The sequence below is a fragment of the Aeromonas sp. 600724 genome (assembly GCF_049175135.1).
Taxonomy (GTDB): Bacteria; Pseudomonadota; Gammaproteobacteria; order Enterobacterales; family Aeromonadaceae; genus Aeromonas; species Aeromonas veronii_A.
Genome location: NZ_JAAKUM010000014.1, coordinates 1 through 19,219 on the forward strand (window position 1 = coordinate 1; position 19,219 = coordinate 19,219).

Sequence of the window (19,219 nt, forward strand, 5' to 3'; positions counted from 1 at the left end):
CGTGTTGGTCAGCAGCACCTGTACCGTGCCATCCGTTTCGGTCGCACCCGCATTCAGCGCCTCGACGTTGAAGTCGAGGTCACCTTGTGGCGTCACTATCAGCGTCAAGGTCGAAGTAACAACATCAGAACTATCGGTGACCAGATAACTCACTGTAGGAACTGCACCAGAATAGTCAGGAGCGGGGGTAAAGGTGAAAGAGCCATCACTGTTGATGATCAGCGTACCAATGCCAGTAAGGGTCGATGTAACACCTGCGGGAACATCAATATTACTACCCCAGCTATAGCTGATGATGGATTGAGCCAAGGGACCATCCGGGTTGGAGCTGTTGGCCAAAAGATCACCACTGACAGGGTTATCTTCATCCATCGAAGATACTTCACTCTCATCCAACAAGAGATTAGTTAGTGGCTCCGGTTCTAACAGTGGTTCAGCCGCTTGCTCAGTGTTGATAATGGGTTCAGCCTGATAATTGGTATCAAAACCGGCCTCGGCAATGGTCGCATCACCGGTTCTATCAATGGTGACAAAGCCACCATTGCCGCTTGCTCCTGCTACCCCGCCAATACCACCGCCACCACCGGCAGCAGGTGCACCACCTGCTGCTGAAGCCTCAAAGTTTTGCGTCGGGTCAACGCCTTGCAAAATTGACTCTTGCAATGCAGCAATGTCAGAAGGAGCGCCCTCCGTGCTGGCACCACCTTGCGGTTGTCCCGGTTCTGCTAATTCGGAACCGGTGGGTACATTCTGCGCTGGTGTATCGTCATAGGGGGAAAGAACAAGCTTGGCATCCTCCGCTATGGTCAATTTGGCACCGGGCTGGAGTATTTCCCCCTTTTGCAGGGGGCGACTGCTGCCATCAGCCAGCACAATCTCCACATTCCCTTCGATAGCTGAGACAACCACGGACTTGTCGATGATTTGGGTGCGCATATCCATTGCTCCAACGTGACAGATCTTGATGTCTACACCGTAGAGGGAGATAACGTGCTTTTCCGTTGCAATAATCTATAGGTTTGACTGCCCTCAAACCGATATAGAGAATAAAATCGAAAGGTTATTTTTTCTTCATCAAAATCATAACGATACAAATGGAACCAAATAGCACCCATATTAATTTGATAATAAAAAAATCAAAAAATATATTGTATTGATATAAAAAATGACCCCATTCGGGGCCATTTCTACAGTGCACATATCAATCAAGACAAGGGGAAAGCAGGATGCACAAATCCCTGATAACCATCGATATGCAACTTGGAAAGCAGTTCCACTTGATGTTGATCTTCGACGCGGGTTGCAATGGTGGTCACACCGGCATTGTGCGCAGCTCGGCACACTGCAGCCAAGAATGAGGTGTCAGCACCCGGCTCCATGACCTGACTGGTATAACCGTGATCCACCTTGACATAGGCAGGCGCTAACTCCTCCAGATAGCCCAGTGACTGGAAGTGACGGCCGTAGTGGTCAACCCCCCACTGGAAACCATGGACCTGCAATGCGCCTACCAAAGCGGTCACATGATCTTTGTGCTTCATAATGGCTGCCTCGGGTATCTCGAATAACAGCCGTTCTTTCAATTCGCCATGTTCGACCAGATAGTGCGTCAGCCAGGTCAAAAACTCATCCGAACAAAGCGAACCTGCCGTTATATTAATTGCCAGCACTAGATCCGCTTGTTTGTGCAGTAAGGGAACACATGCATCAAGTATTGCCTGATCAAAATCGCCCCCCAATTTGAACTGTTCGATGGCAGGCAAAAACTGACCGGCAAAATAGTCCGTGCCATCGCGAGAGATAGATGCAAACAACTCGGCATGCAACCTGGCCCCGTTATCAAATCGGCAAGCTGGCTGAGCCTTGAATCGCCAGAGGTGATGCGAAATAGCATCCTGAACCAAATCACGCCATGCCAAGCGCCCCATCAACCCCTGCTCGGCTCCCCCTTCCATGACAACAGCACCACGGCGTTCATTACGCGCCTTGCCGAGTGCATTATCCGCTTTAGTCAACAGGACTGAGAGATCATCATTACCATCACGGCCTGCAATACCAATGACGGAGAGAGGATTACCCTCCGCCATTGGGTTCACGACCAGATCAGCAATACGAGAATTGATAATTTCTGCCAACTCCTTAAGCTGACCCAAATCATCTGTCGGGCAGAGCAGAGCATATTCGGTCGCTGATATCCGCGCCACAGCTGCACCATCCCATCCCTTAAGCTGTTCGCGTAAGATTTGTGCTATAGATTTGACCATATTATCACGGGCAGCAAAACCTTCATCACGGTAGATATCATCGAGCATATCTACCGCAACCAACATGATGCCCCCTTGGCCAGATTCTGCAATCCAGGCATTAACCTGACCAACAAAATAGGCTCGATTACCCAAGCCAGAAACGGCATCCACATAAACTCGTTCACGCAGTTTCTCCGCCTCGTCGGCCTGCTCTTTGAATTGCACCGCCAACTTTCCGGATAAGATGTTGATCGCTTGTACAACCTGCTTCAATTCATAGGTCTTGGGCTCTGGAATGGTATGCCCAAAATGATGCAATTCAATCTCGACGGCCTGCTCACAAATCTGCTTGAGCGGTTTTAACAGGAAATTAAGTGCACGCATAAGCAAGATCGTGGTTACCAAAAATCCAATCACAAACCAGGTCGCCAGTTCGCTCATCCCTGCCCACAGTTCGTGATAGGCTTGTCCTGGGTGGCCCACCACCTTGAGCTTGCCAAGTTGCAGCCAGCCAGACGTCAGAATTGACTCATTGGATACTTCCGGAAACAAGCCAAGTTCAATAAACCAGTCAGGTACACCTTGAATACGGCTGCTGTTTTCTTCTTCAATCACATCTTTCGACGCAAGCAGGTCAAGACGAACCATACGGTAATAACCACCATCAAATATGGCCTTAATCACCGACTCAGCTCCCACCTTGTCGCCATTTTCAAGATAAGGGGTTAATGCCAGTCCCAGTGACGTAGCGGTGTTGATTACCGTTGTCTCCTGCTGTTGTGCCAGATAAGTTCGTGTCGAATTGAATTGCACCCAATAAGTAGCTGCAAACAATAGTCCAAACAACAGCAACATGGTGGCCAATAACTGTCTATAAAGCGTCATAGGTTAATCATCCAAATTCACCACAGGCCTAGCCAATCGCCCCGATGTCATGCGATTGCGTAAATCATTCCATAATCCCAAGCGAGATGATTGGCCAGCCAGCTCCCCTTGGCCTCGCGCCTTCATCAACCACAAGTGACTACCGTTAAAACTATAGATAGGTACCAAATCTCGCCGTTGGGTAGCGGGTCGAATAGAGCCTATCAAATTATCCAAAATAACCGGAACCGAAGAGGGTGTCTCATAATATGCCACCACCATGTGGAACTGGTTGTAATCAAGGGCCTTGACATAAACCATCCGCATTTTTTCATCCGGGATCCCCAATTCCAGTAGTGTGGAATATTTGGCAATACTGAAATCTTCGCAATCTCCTCCGGCAGCTCCCAGAAACTCGAGCGGGGTTGCCCAGTAATCTTTCTTGCGCCACAACTTGATGTCATCAACAAAGCGCATTTGATTAAAAAAGTTGTTCACTCTTTCGAGCTTTTTCGTCTCGCTCAGTGCCTTTCCCTTCGTTTCCATCACCAGCATGCGCCAACTGGTTACACGCTTGCCAGCTCTGGCGCCATAGGTCTGCTCCGCCCGCTTGATCAAGTTGAGGTCTTCCTGTGGCAGAGGCTGGCTGGCACAGAGCAAAAGTGAGAAGGGTAACAGCAGGATCCATAAGGAGTGGCGCAGAGTACGTAGAGATCGGTATCTCCATTTATTGAGGAGATCATACCATCTGCCTCCGGTACCACGCTGGAGTGTCACGTCATATGCCTGCTGCATGATTGCTTCTGCACTCCTCAAAAACCGCGCAACCACCTGCTTTAGCCAAACATGGTGACTGCCAGCTGCAGTCACCATGTTGGCGTTCATCATTATCCCGGCGGGATCATTGGCAAACGGTTATTGCCTGGGCTGCCATTCAGCGGGTTGCTTGACGCTAAATGCGTTGAGCAGACTTCCAGTCGCATTGAGGATGCGATAGTCCGCCAGCAATGCATCATACTCAGCAGTGATATAACTGCGACGCGCTTCGAACAATTCGTTTTCGGTGTTCAATACGTCCAGCAAGGTTCGCTGACCCAAGCCAAACTGCTTCTTGTATGCCTGAACGGTATCGTAGCTTGCATCCACATGCTCTTTAAGGAAGGTTTTCTGTTTGGCCAGCGACTCTTTCGCATTCCATGCCAAACGGGTTCCCTCTTCTACCTGACGAAATGCATTCAGATGAATGTCTTTCGCCTGAGAGTACAGTGCCGAAGTTGCATTGCTCTCGGCTACGTCAGAACCACCTCGGAACAGGTTGTAACGCATCCGCACCATAGCTGTCAGATCGTCATTGCGACCTTTAACGGCATCAATATCCTCATTCCAGTTTTGGTCCACTTCAAAAGTGACGTTAGGGTAGAAACCGGATTTAGCACCTTCATGCTGATACTTGGCCGCTTCAATATCTTGCAGGGATGAGAGCAGGGTCGGGTGAACTTCTGTCGCCGTTTTCAGGGCAGTATCGAGACTAGCCGGGACCAACTCGGCATTAGGTACCGGTTGAACGAGATCTTTTGGTACCTCGTTAACCACCCGAATAAACTCGCTTTCCGCATCACGGTAGTTGTTTTCAGCGGCGGCTTGGTTGGCGTAGGCCCTGGCAACACGACCATCAATCTGGGTCTGATCAGCAGTAGAACCAAGCCCTGAATCAGTCCGTTTCTGAATGTCGCTACGGATCTGTTCGTGGGTTTCCAGGTTCTGTTTGGAGAGTTCCAGGATCTCCTGCTGGCGCAGCATATTGAGGTAGACCTCAGCCACTCGCAGCGCGGTATTTTCAGCTTCGGAGATCATCGCCAGACGCTGGGCATTAGCTTCAGCTTCGGTTCTGGAGACGTTGTTGCTGACATCAAAGCCATCAAACAACATCTGCCGCAAACTGAGCCCAGCCTCTTTGCGAGTCATGGAGTCATCAATATTGCTGTTTGAACCAGCAGCCCGGGTAGAAGGGCTGTCAGTCTTTTCATAGCCTACGCCGCCACGCAGATCGATCGTTGGATAATAGCCACCCTTGGCGCCATCATGCTGATAGAGGCGTGCCTGGTAGAGATCAAACGCTTCCTTGATCTTGGGATGCGTAGCGAGTGTCTGTGCCACCGACTCTTCCAGAGTCTGGGCCTGACCCAAACTAGGGATCAGGGTGATGCCACTGACCAGCATGGCAACAATCGTTTTTTTCATGTTATCTCCAGTCATGTTTTGTTTTTAGATTGTTGGCTTATCGTTCTCTCAGTGCCGACTGCTTAGCCCGTAAAATCGGCTTAAGTAAATAGTCTAGGACACTTTTTTTACCAGTAATGATATCAGCACTGGCTAACATACCGGGGATGATGGGAAGTGCGTTAAGCTCATCGCCCAAGTAACTCTTCTCGGTACGCACCCGAACCAGATAAAAGGAGTTCCCCTCCTCATCCTGGATCGAGTCCGCACTTATCTGTTCAACCTTGCCATGCAATCCTCCATAGATTGTAAAGTCGTAGGCAGTGATCTTGACGATGGCATCCAGCCCCGGTCGCAGGAAGGCGATATCTTTCGGCGACACCTTGGCTTCAACCAACAAGGTGTCCTCCAGCGGCACTATCTCCATCAAATCCATGCCGGGCTGCACCACGCCGCCCAGGGTGTTGATCTTGAGTTTCTTGATGGTGCCCTTGAGCGGAGCAATCACGCTGGTCCGATCAACCCTATCTCGCAAGCCAACCTGCCCTTCTGACAACTGGCCAAGTCGCCCCTGCTTCTCATTCAGTTCCGTCTGGGAGTCAGCACGGAATTTCAGCGCTATGTCATTGCGCTTGGAAATAGTCTCACGCAACACCGAATTGAGTTTTGGTATCAGCAGACGGTTGCTCTCCAGCTCCCCCTGCATCTCGTTGACCTGCCGCTCCAGCTTAATTAGCTCCACTTGAGGCACTATACCCTCTTTTGCCAGTGGACGGCTAATATTGAGCTCTTGTCTGGCCAGATCCACACTGCGATTTACTGTGCGGATCTTGGCATTCAGTTCAATCAGTTCCTGCTCTTTCTGCTCGATCTGTTGACCAAGAATATAGAGCTGGTTCTTCAGGTTATTAAGGCGATCCCGTTGTACCGAGCGTTCACGGTTGGCATATTCGGGAAAGACGGTTTCATAGCCATCCGGGAACTGAATTGGCGCTTCTCCCACCACTACCTGTTCACGCCACCCCAGTGCGGGATCATTTTTAACCTCAACACTGGCCATTTCGGCCCGTAACCGTGCAATATCTCCTTTCAGAGTGACCAGCTCCTGCTCACGCTCTCGAAAATCGGAGCGGAAACGGGTGTCATCGATGCGCAGCAGCGGCTGTCCCTTCTCGACGATATCCCCCTCTTTGACGAAGATCTCTTTGACTATCCCCCCTTCCAGATTCTGGATCACCTGTAGTTGGCGGGATGGGATCACCTTGCCCTGACCCACGGTGACTTCATCCAGCTCGGCCCAGGCAGCCCAGACGATGGCACTCATGAAAAAGAGGAAACAGCACCATAACAGGATGCGGGCACCGGTTGGGGTAGTAAGCAACACAGCTGCCGCGCCGTCATCGACAAACTCCAGATGCTCGGGTGCCGGCAATACATCACCGGAAGGCGCATTTTTGCTGCGTTTTAACCAGTTCATGAGCCCCTTAACCATGGGACACCTCCTGCACGCGCACCTTGCCTTCCTTCAACTGCTGCAACACCACCTCTTTGGGACCATCTGCCACAATCTGTCCCTGCTCGATGACGATAACTCGCGAGGCCACATCCAGCATCGAGGTCTTGTGGGTGATGAGGATCAAGGTGGTTTCCGGGCCCAGTCTGGCGAGCTCCTGTTTGACCTGCATCTCGGACTGGTTGTCCATGTTGGAGGTAGGCTCATCCATCACCAGAATGGGGGGATCATTGAGCAGGGCGCGTGCCAGCAGGATCGACTGACGCTGGCCACCGGAAAGCTGACGGCCACCCTCACCTATCTGCCGATCCAATCCGTTGGGATCACGGTTGGTAAAATTGGTGACGCCCGCCCGCTTGGCAGCACGCAAGACTCTCACGTCATCCACCAGCGGATTACCCAGCATGATGTTGTCTCGCACCGAACCAAAAAAGAGAATGACATCTTGGGGAACACAACCGATATTGCGACGAATCACCGAGGGAGGCAACTGGTCTATTTCGAAACCATCGATCCGGACCGAACCGTCAGTCGGCCGATACAGCCCCATCAACAACTTCTCGAGGGTCGTTTTACCCGCCCCAATCCGGCCGATAATTGCCACCTTTTCACCCGGCTGAATACGCAAATTGATATGGTGCAGGGTGCTGGTTTCCATTCCTGGATATTTGAACGAAACATTTTCGAATTCAATTCGACCGGCAATCACCGGATGATGGATATATTGCTTGCCTTCCTCCTGCTCACCCGGGGTTTGCATGATTTTTTCCAGAATATCCAGTGCAGACTTGGCCTGGTTATAACGGGTCGACAACACTGAGAGTTGCACCATGGGCGCAATGGCACGGCTGGAGAGCATCACGGCAGCAATCATCCCCCCCATGGTGACTAAGCCTTCGGAGATCTGGTAAACACCGACAATCACCAGACCGACCGTCACCACCTGCTGGATATAACTGGCCAGTGACGACATGGAGTTGGTAATTCGCCGTGTTTGTACACCCCAGGTGGAAATATGGGAAACAGCCTGCTCCCAACGGTGCTGGAACAGACTCTCGGCGCCAAAGATTTTGACCGTTTCCAGCCCGGAAATACTTTCGATCAGGTTGGCATTTTTCTGAGAGGCCAGCCGGGAACCCTCTTCGATGGACTTTTTGAGCGGCTCTTGAATATAGAAGCTGTAGGCGATCAGGATCAGCATGGCGACGATGGGGACCACCACCATCACACCGGCAAACATCCAGATAATAAAAAGGAAGAAGACGGCAAAAGGCAGATCGATAAGAGTAGAAACCGTCGCGGAAGTGAAAAACTCCCGCACCGATTCAAATTCCTGCAGATGTTTGGCGAAAGCGCCGGTGGAAGCGGGACGAGACTCCATCCGCATGCCCATCACCTTGGCGAAAATCTTGGCGGACAGCAGCACATCAGACTTTTTGCCAGCGATATCGATAAAGTAACTGCGCAACTGCCGCATCACAAAATCGAAGGTAAAGACCACCATGGCCCCGACCGCCAGCACCCAGAGCGAATCAAATGCCAGATTGGGCACAATCTTGTCATAGACGTTCATGGTAAAGAGGGGGCTGGCGATGGCAAACAGGTTGATCAGAATGGAGGCGATCAGCACATCGCGATAGATTCCGCGAGATTCAAACAAAGTGCTCCAGAACCAGTGGCCATCACGGGTCTCCAGCACCTTGGGAGAGCGCTCGTCAAATTTGAACTGCTTCTTAACGTAAAAGAGGCGCCCCAAATACTCATCACCCAGCTGGGCAGCAGTCAGCCATTGGGCGGCATCACCTGCCTGCGGGAAAATCACTTTCCCCTGGCTGCGATCTTCGTTCCACTCCAGCAAAATGCAGGCACCACCACTGCGCATCTGCAATACGCAGGGCAGCAGCAAGGGAGAGATCTGATCAAGCGGCTGGATCACTTCACGGGCAGATAGCCCGCCCCGCTCGGCAGCACGACAAAAGAGTGCTGTCGTCAGTCGTCCGGAGACCAGTGGCAACCCGGTCGTCAGGGCATCCTGGCTGTTGGGCACACCATAAAAGCGGGTCAAGAAGACCAGACACTCCAATAACTCATCGATACGACTTGTTTCTGCTTGCATAGCATCCCGTCACTGCATTGATAAGGTCGATACGAGAGGGGTATCACTCATATTTTCCTGCAATAGCGACTCTAAAAACGAGCCCCCTCCCACAGATGAGCCTGATCAGGGAATAAACCTATCCGGATACATCGTGACACTCACCACCAATTTTCCTTGCATGATGATTGGTAAAACCAGCCTGTGAGCATCATGCCGACGCCTCCCTCAGGTAAATGGAGGTGTTAATTGATAATGGCATTTATTGTGGCGCATCACTATATCAACCTGCAGGTACCAAAACTATAGTTTATGGTATGAACTTTTTATATAACCCTATGTTTTACGTGAAAATAATAATTACGAACTCAATTATAGGTCAGGAAGTATGAAGGGTCTTCCCAGTGCATGACCCTGAGGGCCACTCAAGGAGAGTGCTCGTGCAATGTCCGCCATCGCCGTCCAGCGATTCTCGCACCAGGCGGGAGCAAGCAGGGTTGGGCGGCGCGCCGATGCCGAAATCCGGTGATACACCACCTCGGGTGGTGTGTGCTGGATCATGGCGACGGCCGCTTCCACATACTGCTCCAGCGTCAATACCTCAAGGCGCCCCGCTTGCCACGCTTTGCCAAGAGTACTGCCCTCTACCACATGAAGCGGATGCAGCTTGATCCCCTCAACACCGGTCCCAACGATACGATGCAGGGTATCGAGGCTGTCCATCGGCACTTCGCCCGGCAGGCCGACGATCAGATGAGCACATACCTTGATGCCGCGCTGATGGGCACGTCTTACCGCATCCTCATAGGCGGCATAACCGTGGCCGCGGTTGATCCGTTGCAGGGTCTTGTCATTGGCACTTTGCAGCCCGAGCTCCAGCCATACCTCGTAACCCCGAGCCTGATAGCCCGCCAGCAGATCCAGCACCGCATCCGGCACGCAATCGGGGCGAGTGCCCACGCAGAGCCCCACCATATCGCTCACTGACAGTGCCTCTTCATACATCCGCTGCAGATACTCGACCTCGGCATAGGTACTGGTATAGGCCTGAAAGTAGGCAAGATAGCGCTTGGCACGGGTGACTTCGTCTCGGCGAGCCAGCAGTTGTTGCACCACTGAGAGTTGCTGAGCCGATTCGTCAGCAAAAGAGGATACATTGCAGAAGGTGCAGCCACCGCGGCCCAGGGTGCCGTCCCGGTTTGGGCAAGTGAAGGCCCCGTGGATGGAGAGTTTGTGGATCTTCTGACCGTGACGTTGCTTGAGATCCTGACCGAATGTATTGACGAGTTCGTGTAACTGCATGACACCTCCGCTAAAGGAGCGCCATTGTACGAGCTTGCGCAAAACAGGGGCTGAGCTGGATCAAGCTAGCAGAGAGGGTAAAACATATAAATACCCGACCAATTTTGAATAAATATAGAGAAATAGCGCAAAAAACGGATTTTTACAGTTCTTTGACGATTCAAACAGTAAACATCCATATGAAAATGAGACCTGATAACCCACTGTTGAACAATGAAAAATTCAAAGAGACCCGACAGCACACAATTGCAAGCATGGGATATTGAAAATGTGATCCCTTCCGCTGTCGGCCACATCAGGTTGGTAAAATTACTACATTCGCCCATCGTCGCCGAGCGCACCATTGAGCCCGTCAATGACGATATATTTAACCAACAAAATCAAATTATACAGAATAAACACTCCATAACTGCGAGCCAATCCCCCTAACCCGACATTTTGTTATGCGAATGTAACCATGAAGCCAAACCTGACCTGCGATTGACCTCGCCAGAAAATCCCATTAGTTTGGAGATTCGCCACGTCAGGCAGACGGAACCACAAGAGCCAATCGCAATTTATGCAGTCAGGTGATGACTGTGCGATACAAGGCCGAGCAAGGGAGAAATGCAATGTCACTATATGATCCAAAGCTGGAGAGGGATAACTGTGGCTTCGGCCTGTTGGCCCACATGGAAGGGGAAGCCAGCCACAAGCTTGTCCGTCTCGCGATGTCAGCATTGGCTCGCATGCAGCACCGCGGCGGGATCTCCGCCGATGGCAAGACCGGCGATGGTTGCGGCTTGTTGCTGCAAAAACCGGACAGCTTCTTCAGAGCTGTCGCCGAGGAGAAGGGATGGCACCTTGGCCGCAACTATGCGGTCGGCATGCTGTTTCTCAACCCTGACCCCGTATTGGCCCAGCAGACCCGCGACATCATCGACGAAGAGCTGGAAAAAGAGACCCTGAGTCTGGTCGGCTGGCGCAAGGTGCCCGTCGATACCAACGTACTGGGTACCATCGCAAAAGCCTCCCTGCCCAGCATTGAACAGGTCTTTGTCAACGCCCCGCCCGGCTGGGTCGACAAGGATCTCGAGCGCCGCCTCTATATCGTGCGTCGCCGCATCGAAAAGCGCGTCAACGATGACTACTTCTATGTGGTCAGCCTCTCCAACCTGGTCACCGTCTATAAAGGGCTGTGCATGCCGGTGGACTTGCCGCGCTTCTATCTGGATCTCGCAGACATCCGTATGCAGGCGGCCATCTGCGTCTTCCACCAACGTTTCTCCACCAACACCAGCCCGCGCTGGCCGCTGGCCCAGCCGTTCCGCTATCTGGCCCACAACGGCGAGATCAACACCATCGCCGGCAACCGCCAGTGGGCCAAAGCGCGCAGCTACAAATTTGCGACGCCGCTCATTCCCGATTTGCAGGAAGCGGCTCCCTTCGTCAACACCACCGGCTCTGACTCCTCCAGCCTCGACAACATGCTGGATCTCTTCCTCGCCGGTGGTATGGACCTGTTCCGCGCCATGCGCCTGTTGATCCCGCCTGCATGGCAAAAGCACCCGAACATGGATGACGACCTGCGCGCCTTCTACGACTTCAACTCCATGCACATGGAGCCGTGGGATGGCCCCGCTGGTATCGTCATGACCGACGGTCGCTACGCCACCTGCGCACTTGATCGCAACGGTCTGCGTCCGGCCCGCTACGTCATCACCAAGGACAAGTTCATCACCCTCGCCTCCGAGGTCGGCACCTGGGACTACACCCCGGACGAAGTGCTGGAGAAGGGCCGGGTCGGCCCGGGCGAGCTGTTCGTGGTGGATACCAGCAACGGCAAGGTGTGGACCAGCTTCGAGATCGATGACGATCTCAAGACCCGCCACACCTACAAACAATGGATGGATAAACATTGCCGCCGACTGGTCCCCTTCGAGCAGATGGACGATAGCCAGACCGGTAGCCGCGAGTTCTCCGACGACCAGCTGAAAACCTATCAGAAGCTGTTTGGCTACTCCTTCGAGGAGCTGGATCAGATCATCCGGGTACTGGGTGAGAACGGTCAGGAAGCGGTCGGCTCCATGGGGGATGACACCCCGATGGCGGTGCTCTCCTCCGGTCCGCGCACCCTTTATGACTACTTCCGCCAGATGTTTGCCCAGGTGACCAACCCGCCCATCGACCCGCTGCGGGAGAACCACGTGATGTCGCTGGCCACCTGTATCGGTCGCGAGCAGAACGTCTTCAACGAGACCTTCGGCCACGCCCACCGGGTGCTGTTCCAGTCGCCGATCCTGCTCTACTCCGACTTCCACCAGCTGCTGGCACTGGAAGGTGAGTACTACCGTCATCAGGTGATCAGCCTCAACTTCAAGCCAGAAGAGGGGCTGGAAGCGGCCATCGTGCGCATCTGCGATGAGGCCAAAGCCGCAGCCAAGAGTGGCACCGTACTACTGGTGCTGTCGGATCGCGACATCAGCGCCGACACCCTGCCGATCCCGGCCGCCATGGCGGTGGGTGCAGTACAGCGTACCCTGGTGGACAACAACCTGCGCTGCGACGCCAACATTCTGGTGGAAACTGCAAGCTGCCGTGACCCGCACCACTTCTCGGTGCTGCTGGGCTTTGGCGCGACCGCCATCTACCCCTATCTCGCCTACGAAACCCTGGCCAAACAGGTTGAAGAGGGCGTGCTCACCATGTCCCTGCGCCAGGCGATGGTCAACTATCGCAACGGCATCAACAAGGGGCTCTACAAGGTGATGTCCAAGATGGGCATCAGCACGGTCGCCAGCTACCGCTGCTCCCAGCTGTTTGAAGCGGTCGGTCTGGCCAAGTCGGTGGTCGATACCTGCTTCCGCGGCGTATCGAGCCGTATTCAGGGTGCCGATTTTGCCGATATCCAGCAGGATCAGCACAATCTGGCCCGTCAGGCCTGGCTGACCCGCAAGCCCCTCCCCCACGGTGGTCTGCTCAAGTTCGTCCACGGCGGCGAGTACCACACCTACAACCCGGATGTGGTGCAGACCCTGCAAACCGCGGTGCGCTCCGGCAACTATGCCGATTACAAGGAGTACGCCCGTCTGGTGAACGAGCGCCCGGTTGCCACCCTGCGCGATCTGCTGGCGCTGAAGAAGGTCGACAATCCGGTCGCGCTGGATCAGGTTGAGCCAGCCGACAAGCTGTTCCCCCGCTTCGACTCCGCCGCCATGTCCATCGGCGCCCTCGGCCCTGAAGCCCACGAGGCACTGGCTGTCGCCATGAACCGCCTCGGTGGTCAGAGCAACTCCGGCGAAGGTGGCGAAGATCCCAAGCGTTTCGGTACCGAGAAGAACTCCCGCATCAAGCAGGTGGCTTCCGGCCGATTCGGTGTCACCCCCCACTACCTGATGAACGCCGATGTAGTGCAGATCAAGGTGGCTCAAGGCGCCAAGCCCGGTGAAGGGGGCCAGCTGCCCGGTGATAAGGTCACCGCCCAGATCGCCCAGCTGCGTTATTCCGTGCCCGGCGTGACCCTGATTTCACCGCCGCCGCACCACGACATCTACTCCATCGAGGATCTGGCCCAGCTCATCTTCGACATCAAGCAGATCAACCCGAGCTGTCTGGTGTCGGTGAAACTGGTCTCCGAACCCGGCGTTGGCACCATCGCCTGCGGCGTGGCGAAGGCCTATGCCGACTTCATCACCATCTCCGGTTATGACGGCGGTACCGGTGCCAGCCCCCTCACCTCGGTCAAATATGCCGGCTCCCCGTGGGAGCTGGGTCTGGCTGAAACCCAGCAGGCGCTGGTCGCCAACGGCCTGCGCCACAAGGTGCGACTGCAGGTGGATGGCGGCCTCAAGACCGGTCTGGACATCATCAAAGCGGCCATCCTCGGCGCCGAGAGCTTCGGTTTTGGCACCGGTCCCATGGTGGCGCTCGGTTGCAAATACCTGCGGATCTGCCACCTGAACAACTGCGCCACCGGCGTTGCCACTCAGGATGAGAAGCTGCGTCGCGAGCACTTCACCGGTCTGCCGGAGATGGTGATGAACTACTTCAAGTTCATCGCCGAGGAGACCCGCGAGCTGATGGCCCAGCTCGGCGTCACCCAGCTGACCGACCTGATTGGCCGCACCGATCTGCTGGAAGCCCTACCCGGCCTCACCGCTCGTCAGGCCAAGCTGGATCTCTCTGGCATTCTGGCCCGTCCGGTAGCACCAGCAGGCTCCAGCCTGTTCAGCCAGCAGCACAACCCCACCTTCGACAAGGGGCCGCTCAACCTCAAGATGGTGGAAGATCTGCTGGAAGCGGTGGAAACCTCAAGCGGTGGCGAGTTCCGCTACGACATTCGCAACACCGACCGCTCGGTGGGTGCGCGCCTCTCGGGCGAGATCGTCAAACGGCACGGCAATCAGGGGATGGCGGCCGATCCGGTCAAGGTGCACTTCAACGGTACCGCAGGCCAGAGCTTCGGCGTCTGGAACGCAGGTGGCCTCGAGATGATCCTCACCGGTGACGCCAACGACTACGTGGGCAAGGGGATGACCGGCGGCAAGCTGGTGATCAAGCCCCATGTCGGCGTGGCGTTCAAATCCCACGAAGCGGCCATCATCGGCAACACCTGCCTCTACGGCGCCACCGGCGGCAAACTCTACGCCGCAGGCACTGCCGGCGAGCGTTTCGCGGTGCGCAACTCCGGCGCCCTGGCGGTAGTCGAGGGGATTGGCGACAACGGTTGTGAATACATGACCGGCGGTATCGTCACCGTACTCGGTCAGACCGGCGTCAACTTCGCGGCGGGCATGACCGGCGGCTTTGCCTACGTGCTCGACGAGTGCGGCAACTTCGCCAAGCGCACCAATCCCGAGCTGGTGGAACTGCTGGACGTGGCGGATCTCGCCATCCATCAGGAGCACCTGCGCGGCATCATCACGGCGCACCTCAATGAGACCGGCAGCTCGCGCGCCGAGGAGATCCTGGCCAACTTCGACTCCTATGTGCCCAAGTTCAGGCTGATAAAACCCAAGTCCAGCGACGTGAAATCGCTGCTGGGTCACACCAGCCGTTCCAGTGCAGAACTCAGAATCCAGGCGCAATAAGGAGGGAACCCTATGAGCCAAAACGTATTTCAGTTTATCGATGTCCAGCGGGTCGACCCGCCCAAGAAGCCGCTCAAGATCCGCAAAATCCAGTTTGTGGAGATCTACGAGTCCTTCAATCAGCCGCAGGTACAGATGCAGGCGGATCGCTGCCTCGAGTGCGGCAACCCCTACTGCGAGTGGAAGTGTCCGGTCCACAACTACATCCCCAACTGGCTGAAGCTGGCCAAAGAGGGGCGCATTCTGGAGGCGGTGGAGCTCTCCCACCAGACCAACAGCCTGCCGGAAGTGTGTGGCCGGGTCTGCCCGCAGGATCGCCTCTGTGAGGGCTCCTGCACCCTCAACGATCGCTTCGGCGCGGTGACCATCGGCAACATCGAAAAGTACATCACCGACAAGGCGTTCGAGATGGGCTGGAAGCCCGATCTCTCGAACGTGGTCAAGACCGGCAAGCGGGTCGCCGTCATCGGCGCCGGCCCAGCGGGTCTCGCCTGTGCCGATGTGCTGGCACGCAATGGCGTCACCCCGGTGGTGTTTGACAAGTATCCGGAGATCGGTGGCCTGCTCACTTTCGGTATCCCCTCCTTCAAGCTGGAAAAAGAGGTGATGCAGCGTCGCCGCGAGATCTTCCAGGGAATGGGCGTGGAGTTTCGACTCGAGACCGAAGTGGGCAAGGACATCACCTTCGCCGACCTGCTCGGCGAGTTCGATGCGGTCTTCCTCGGGGTCGGCACCTACAAGTACATGAAGGGCGGCTTTGCCAACGAAGAGGCGCCGGGCGTCTATGACGCCCTGCCCTACCTCATCGCCAACGCCAACCGCTTGCTGGGGTTCGAGAAGGCGCAAGCCGACTACATCGACTTCGCCGGCAAGCAGGTGGTGGTGCTGGGCGGCGGCGATACCGCCATGGACTGTGTGCGGACCGCCATCCGTCAGGGGGCTGACAAGGTGATCTGCGCCTATCGCCGCGACGAGGAGAACATGCCGGGCTCCAAGCGGGAGGTGAAAAACGCCCGCGAAGAGGGGGTTGAATTCATGTTCAACCTGCAGCCGGTGGCGGTCGAGCTGGATGCCAACGGTCGCACCGTCGGCATCAAGGTGGTGAGCACCGAGCTGGGTGAACCCGATGCCAATGGTCGCCGCAATCCGGTGGTCATCGAGGGTTCAGAGCAGGTGCTGGCTGCCGATGCGGTAGTGATGGCGTTTGGCTTCCAACCCAACCCCCAGCCCTGGATGGCGGAGTTCGGCATCGAGCTCGACAACCGGGATCGCATCAAGGCCAGCGAGCAGGCGGAGTATGCCTTCCAGACCAGTAATCCCAAGGTGTTCGCCGGTGGCGATGCGGTACGCGGCTCCGATCTGGTGGTGACCGCCATCTACGAAGGACGCAAGGCGGCCGAAGGGATCATGGACTATCTGGCGGTCTAACCTGCACTTCCTCAGTCAACCCAAAACAGAGCCCCGCCAGTGCGGGGCTCTTCTTTTGAGGCTAGGAATTTAAGGCTCGGTGTTCTCGCTGGCGACTTATCACCTATCGCTCCCGTCCGGGGAGCGGCTAGATGCTCCAGCTCTCCGGCAACCGCTCGGTGAGGGTGGAGATGTACTCGAAGGTACGCGCCCGCTTGGGAGTGGTGAACATCTGGCGTGCACTGCCTGCTTCCACCACCTCACCCGCCTCCAGAAAGATCACCTGCTGCGCTATCTGGGCGGCCAGCCGCAGATCGTGGGTGGCGATTAGCATGGTGGTTCCCTCGCAGGCCAGCTGGCGCAGCACCGTCACCACCTCCTGGGCAAGCTCGGGATCCAGCGCCGAGGTGGGTTCATCACAGAGCAGTACCTTGGGCGATGGCGCCAGCGCCCTCGCAATGGCAACCCGCTGCTGCTGGCCACCGGAGAGGGTGGCAGGCACCGCCTCGGCCTTGTGCCTGAGCCCCACCTTGTCGAGCAGTTGCAAGCCGCGCACCTCCGCTTTCGCTCTTGGCCACTTCAACACGGTCACCAGCCCCTCAATCACGTTTTCCAGCACCGTCATGTGCGGGAACAGTTGGAAATTCTGGAATACCATGCCGGTCTGCTGGCGCAATGCCTGCACGCTCTGGCGAGGCAGATGGTGAGAAAAATCGAGTTCGCTCCCCCCCAACACCAAGTGCCCCGCATCCGGCCGCTCCAGCACATTGACACAGCGCAACAGGGTGCTCTTGCCACTGCCCGAGGGGCCAATCAGGGCGGTCACACTGCCCGCCACCATGGCAAGATCGATCCCCTTGAGCACCCGCTGCCCGCCAAACTGCTTCTCGATACCACGCAACCGGATCATAGGGCGACCTCCCGGGTCTCTTTGTGGGTCAACTTGCGCTCCAGCCGGTCTTGCAAGGTGGAGAGCACCGAGCTAAACAGCAGGTAGATGATGGCCGTCTCTATGTAAAGGATCAGCGGCTCATAGGTGACAGAGGCGAGCCGCTGGGCCGCCTGAAACAGCTCAGGCACGGTCACTGCCGCCGCCAACGAGGTGTCCTTCACCAGCGAAATAAAGGTGTTGGAAAGCGGTGGCACCGCAATGCGCGCCGCCTGCGGCAGGATCACCCGCCACATCACCTGGGGCCAGTTCATGCCAATCGAATAGGCCGCCTCCCACTGCCCTTTCGGGATCGCCGCCAGAGTGGCACGGATGATCTCAGAGCTGTAGGCGCCGATGTTGAGGGTGAACCCGATCACCGCGGCGGTGAAGGCATCCAGCACAATGCCAGCACTCGGCAAGCCATAGAAAATCAGAAAGAGCTGCACCAGCAGCGGCGTACCACGAATAAGCCAGACATAAAAACGAACCAGTGCCACCAATGGTGTCGGGCCATATAATCTGGCCAGCGCCACCAGCAAGCCGAGCAATATTCCCAAGACAAAGGTGATCAGGGTCAGTGGCACGGTAAAAATAAGCCCCGCTCTAAGCAGGGGCCAAAAAGAGTCGATCATTAACTGCAACCAGGCTGGCACGTTAATTACCTCGCTAGTTATTATTTTCCGGCAATATTATTGCGAGACATCAGTACCAAAATACTTAAGAGATATTTTCTGGTAGCTACCATCCTGTTTGGCAGTGCGCAGTGCCTGATTGATAGCGGCCAGCAATTCCGGCTGTCCCTTGGCGAGCAACACTGCCGATTGATCCCCCTTCGCCTCGGTCGCCGCCACCCTCAATTTGGCATCCGGTTTCTGTTTCTTGAAGTCGAGGAACGAGAGGCTGTCATTGATGGTGGCATCCACTCGCCCGGTCAGCACCAGCTGTAGTGACTGGTTGAAGCCCTCGGTGGCGACCACCTCGGCGCCCGAGGATTTCGCCAGCTGAGCAAAGTTGCTAGTCAGGGACTGGGATGATTTCTTACCCTTCAGATCCGCAAAGCTGTTGATGCTGTGATTATCGCTGTGCACCACGATCACCGCTTTGGAGGTGATGTAGGGATCTGAAAAATCATACTTTTTCAGCCGCTCCGGGGTGATGGCCACTTCGTTGAGCACCAGATCGTAGCGCTTGGCATCCACCCCGGCGATGAGACCATCCCACTTGCCTTCGACAAACTCCGGCTTCACCCCAAGGCCTTTTGCAATCAGCTCGCCAATCTCCACATCAAAGCCGACCAGCTTGCCGCTCTTGTCGTGATAGGTGAACGGAGGATAAGCCCCTTCGGTACCAATCTTGATCACGCCACTATGCTGAATCGCCGCAAGGGAGGATTGTGCCTCGGCAGAAGTCACCAAGGTCAACGGAAGGGATGCCAGTAAAAAGAGAGTGTGCCACTTGTTCATATTATTTACCTCGTTATATTTTTATTTCCCATGAGTCGCCAACGACAACCATATTAATGAAACCGTCTCTTGCATGGATGATGCAAATATCTAAAAACTCAGATGTATG

General features: G+C 55.4%; 12 protein-coding genes. 2 read left to right on the top strand and 10 right to left on the bottom strand.

The window, feature by feature from the left end; all coding sequences use genetic code 11:
- The 7 genes from G5168_RS13790 to G5168_RS13820 form a co-directional block, all read right to left on the bottom strand.
- On the bottom strand, window positions 1-936 hold a 936-nt coding region (locus G5168_RS13790; protein ID WP_421252346.1), incomplete at its 3' end, for a retention module-containing protein.
- Between the two features lie 269 nt (window positions 937-1,205).
- Window positions 1,206-3,131 carry an EAL domain-containing protein gene (locus tag G5168_RS13795; protein WP_421252347.1) on the bottom strand — a complete coding sequence of 642 codons (1,926 nt, stop codon included), beginning with the start codon at window positions 3,129-3,131 and terminating at the stop codon, window positions 1,206-1,208.
- 3 nt (window positions 3,132-3,134) lie between these two features.
- Complete coding sequence (locus tag G5168_RS13800; protein ID WP_254204305.1) at window positions 3,135-3,887, bottom strand: transglutaminase-like cysteine peptidase; 753 nt, start codon at window positions 3,885-3,887, stop codon at window positions 3,135-3,137.
- Window positions 3,888-4,025: 138 nt separating this feature from the next.
- Complete coding sequence (locus G5168_RS13805) at window positions 4,026-5,351, bottom strand: TolC family outer membrane protein (RefSeq protein WP_216953335.1); 1,326 nt, start codon at window positions 5,349-5,351, stop codon at window positions 4,026-4,028.
- Window positions 5,352-5,388: 37 nt separating this feature from the next.
- Window positions 5,389-6,822: an HlyD family type I secretion periplasmic adaptor subunit gene (locus G5168_RS13810; RefSeq protein ID WP_266135587.1), complete on the bottom strand. Its 1,434-nt coding sequence runs from the start codon at window positions 6,820-6,822 to the stop codon at window positions 5,389-5,391.
- On the bottom strand, window positions 6,815-8,959 hold the full coding sequence (locus G5168_RS13815) for a type I secretion system permease/ATPase (RefSeq protein WP_421252348.1): 2,145 nt from the start codon (window positions 8,957-8,959) through the stop codon (window positions 6,815-6,817). The genes G5168_RS13810 and G5168_RS13815 overlap by 8 nt, the downstream gene beginning before the upstream one ends.
- A gap of 351 nt (window positions 8,960-9,310) precedes the next feature.
- Window positions 9,311-10,240 (bottom strand): TIGR01212 family radical SAM protein, encoded by a 930-nt coding sequence (locus G5168_RS13820; RefSeq protein WP_421252349.1) that lies wholly within the window; start codon window positions 10,238-10,240, stop codon window positions 9,311-9,313.
- Window positions 10,241-10,851: 611 nt separating this feature from the next.
- Between G5168_RS13820 and gltB the strand changes: the two genes are divergently transcribed.
- Window positions 10,852-15,309, top strand: a complete 4,458-nt coding sequence (gene gltB / locus G5168_RS13825; protein WP_421231214.1) for a glutamate synthase large subunit — start codon at window positions 10,852-10,854, stop codon at window positions 15,307-15,309.
- Window positions 15,310-15,321: 12 nt separating this feature from the next.
- Complete coding sequence (locus G5168_RS13830) at window positions 15,322-16,737, top strand: FAD-dependent oxidoreductase (protein WP_005350977.1); 1,416 nt, start codon at window positions 15,322-15,324, stop codon at window positions 16,735-16,737.
- A 127-nt stretch (window positions 16,738-16,864) separates the two neighbouring features.
- Here the strand turns inward: G5168_RS13830 and G5168_RS13835 are convergent, their stop codons facing one another.
- The 3 genes from G5168_RS13835 to G5168_RS13845 are packed head-to-tail and all read right to left on the bottom strand — an operon-like array spanning window position 16,865 to window position 19,110.
- Complete coding sequence (locus G5168_RS13835) at window positions 16,865-17,626, bottom strand: amino acid ABC transporter ATP-binding protein (RefSeq protein ID WP_421231215.1); 762 nt, start codon at window positions 17,624-17,626, stop codon at window positions 16,865-16,867.
- The gene (locus G5168_RS13840; RefSeq protein ID WP_421231216.1) at window positions 17,623-18,279 is read right to left on the bottom strand and encodes an amino acid ABC transporter permease; all 657 of its coding nucleotides are present in this window, start codon (window positions 18,277-18,279) and stop codon (window positions 17,623-17,625) included. The genes G5168_RS13835 and G5168_RS13840 overlap by 4 nt, the downstream gene beginning before the upstream one ends.
- A gap of 57 nt (window positions 18,280-18,336) precedes the next feature.
- A complete protein-coding gene (locus tag G5168_RS13845) occupies window positions 18,337-19,110 on the bottom strand; it encodes an amino acid ABC transporter substrate-binding protein (RefSeq protein ID WP_263084026.1) in 774 nt (257 codons plus the stop codon).
- Window positions 19,111-19,219 lie beyond the last annotated feature (109 nt).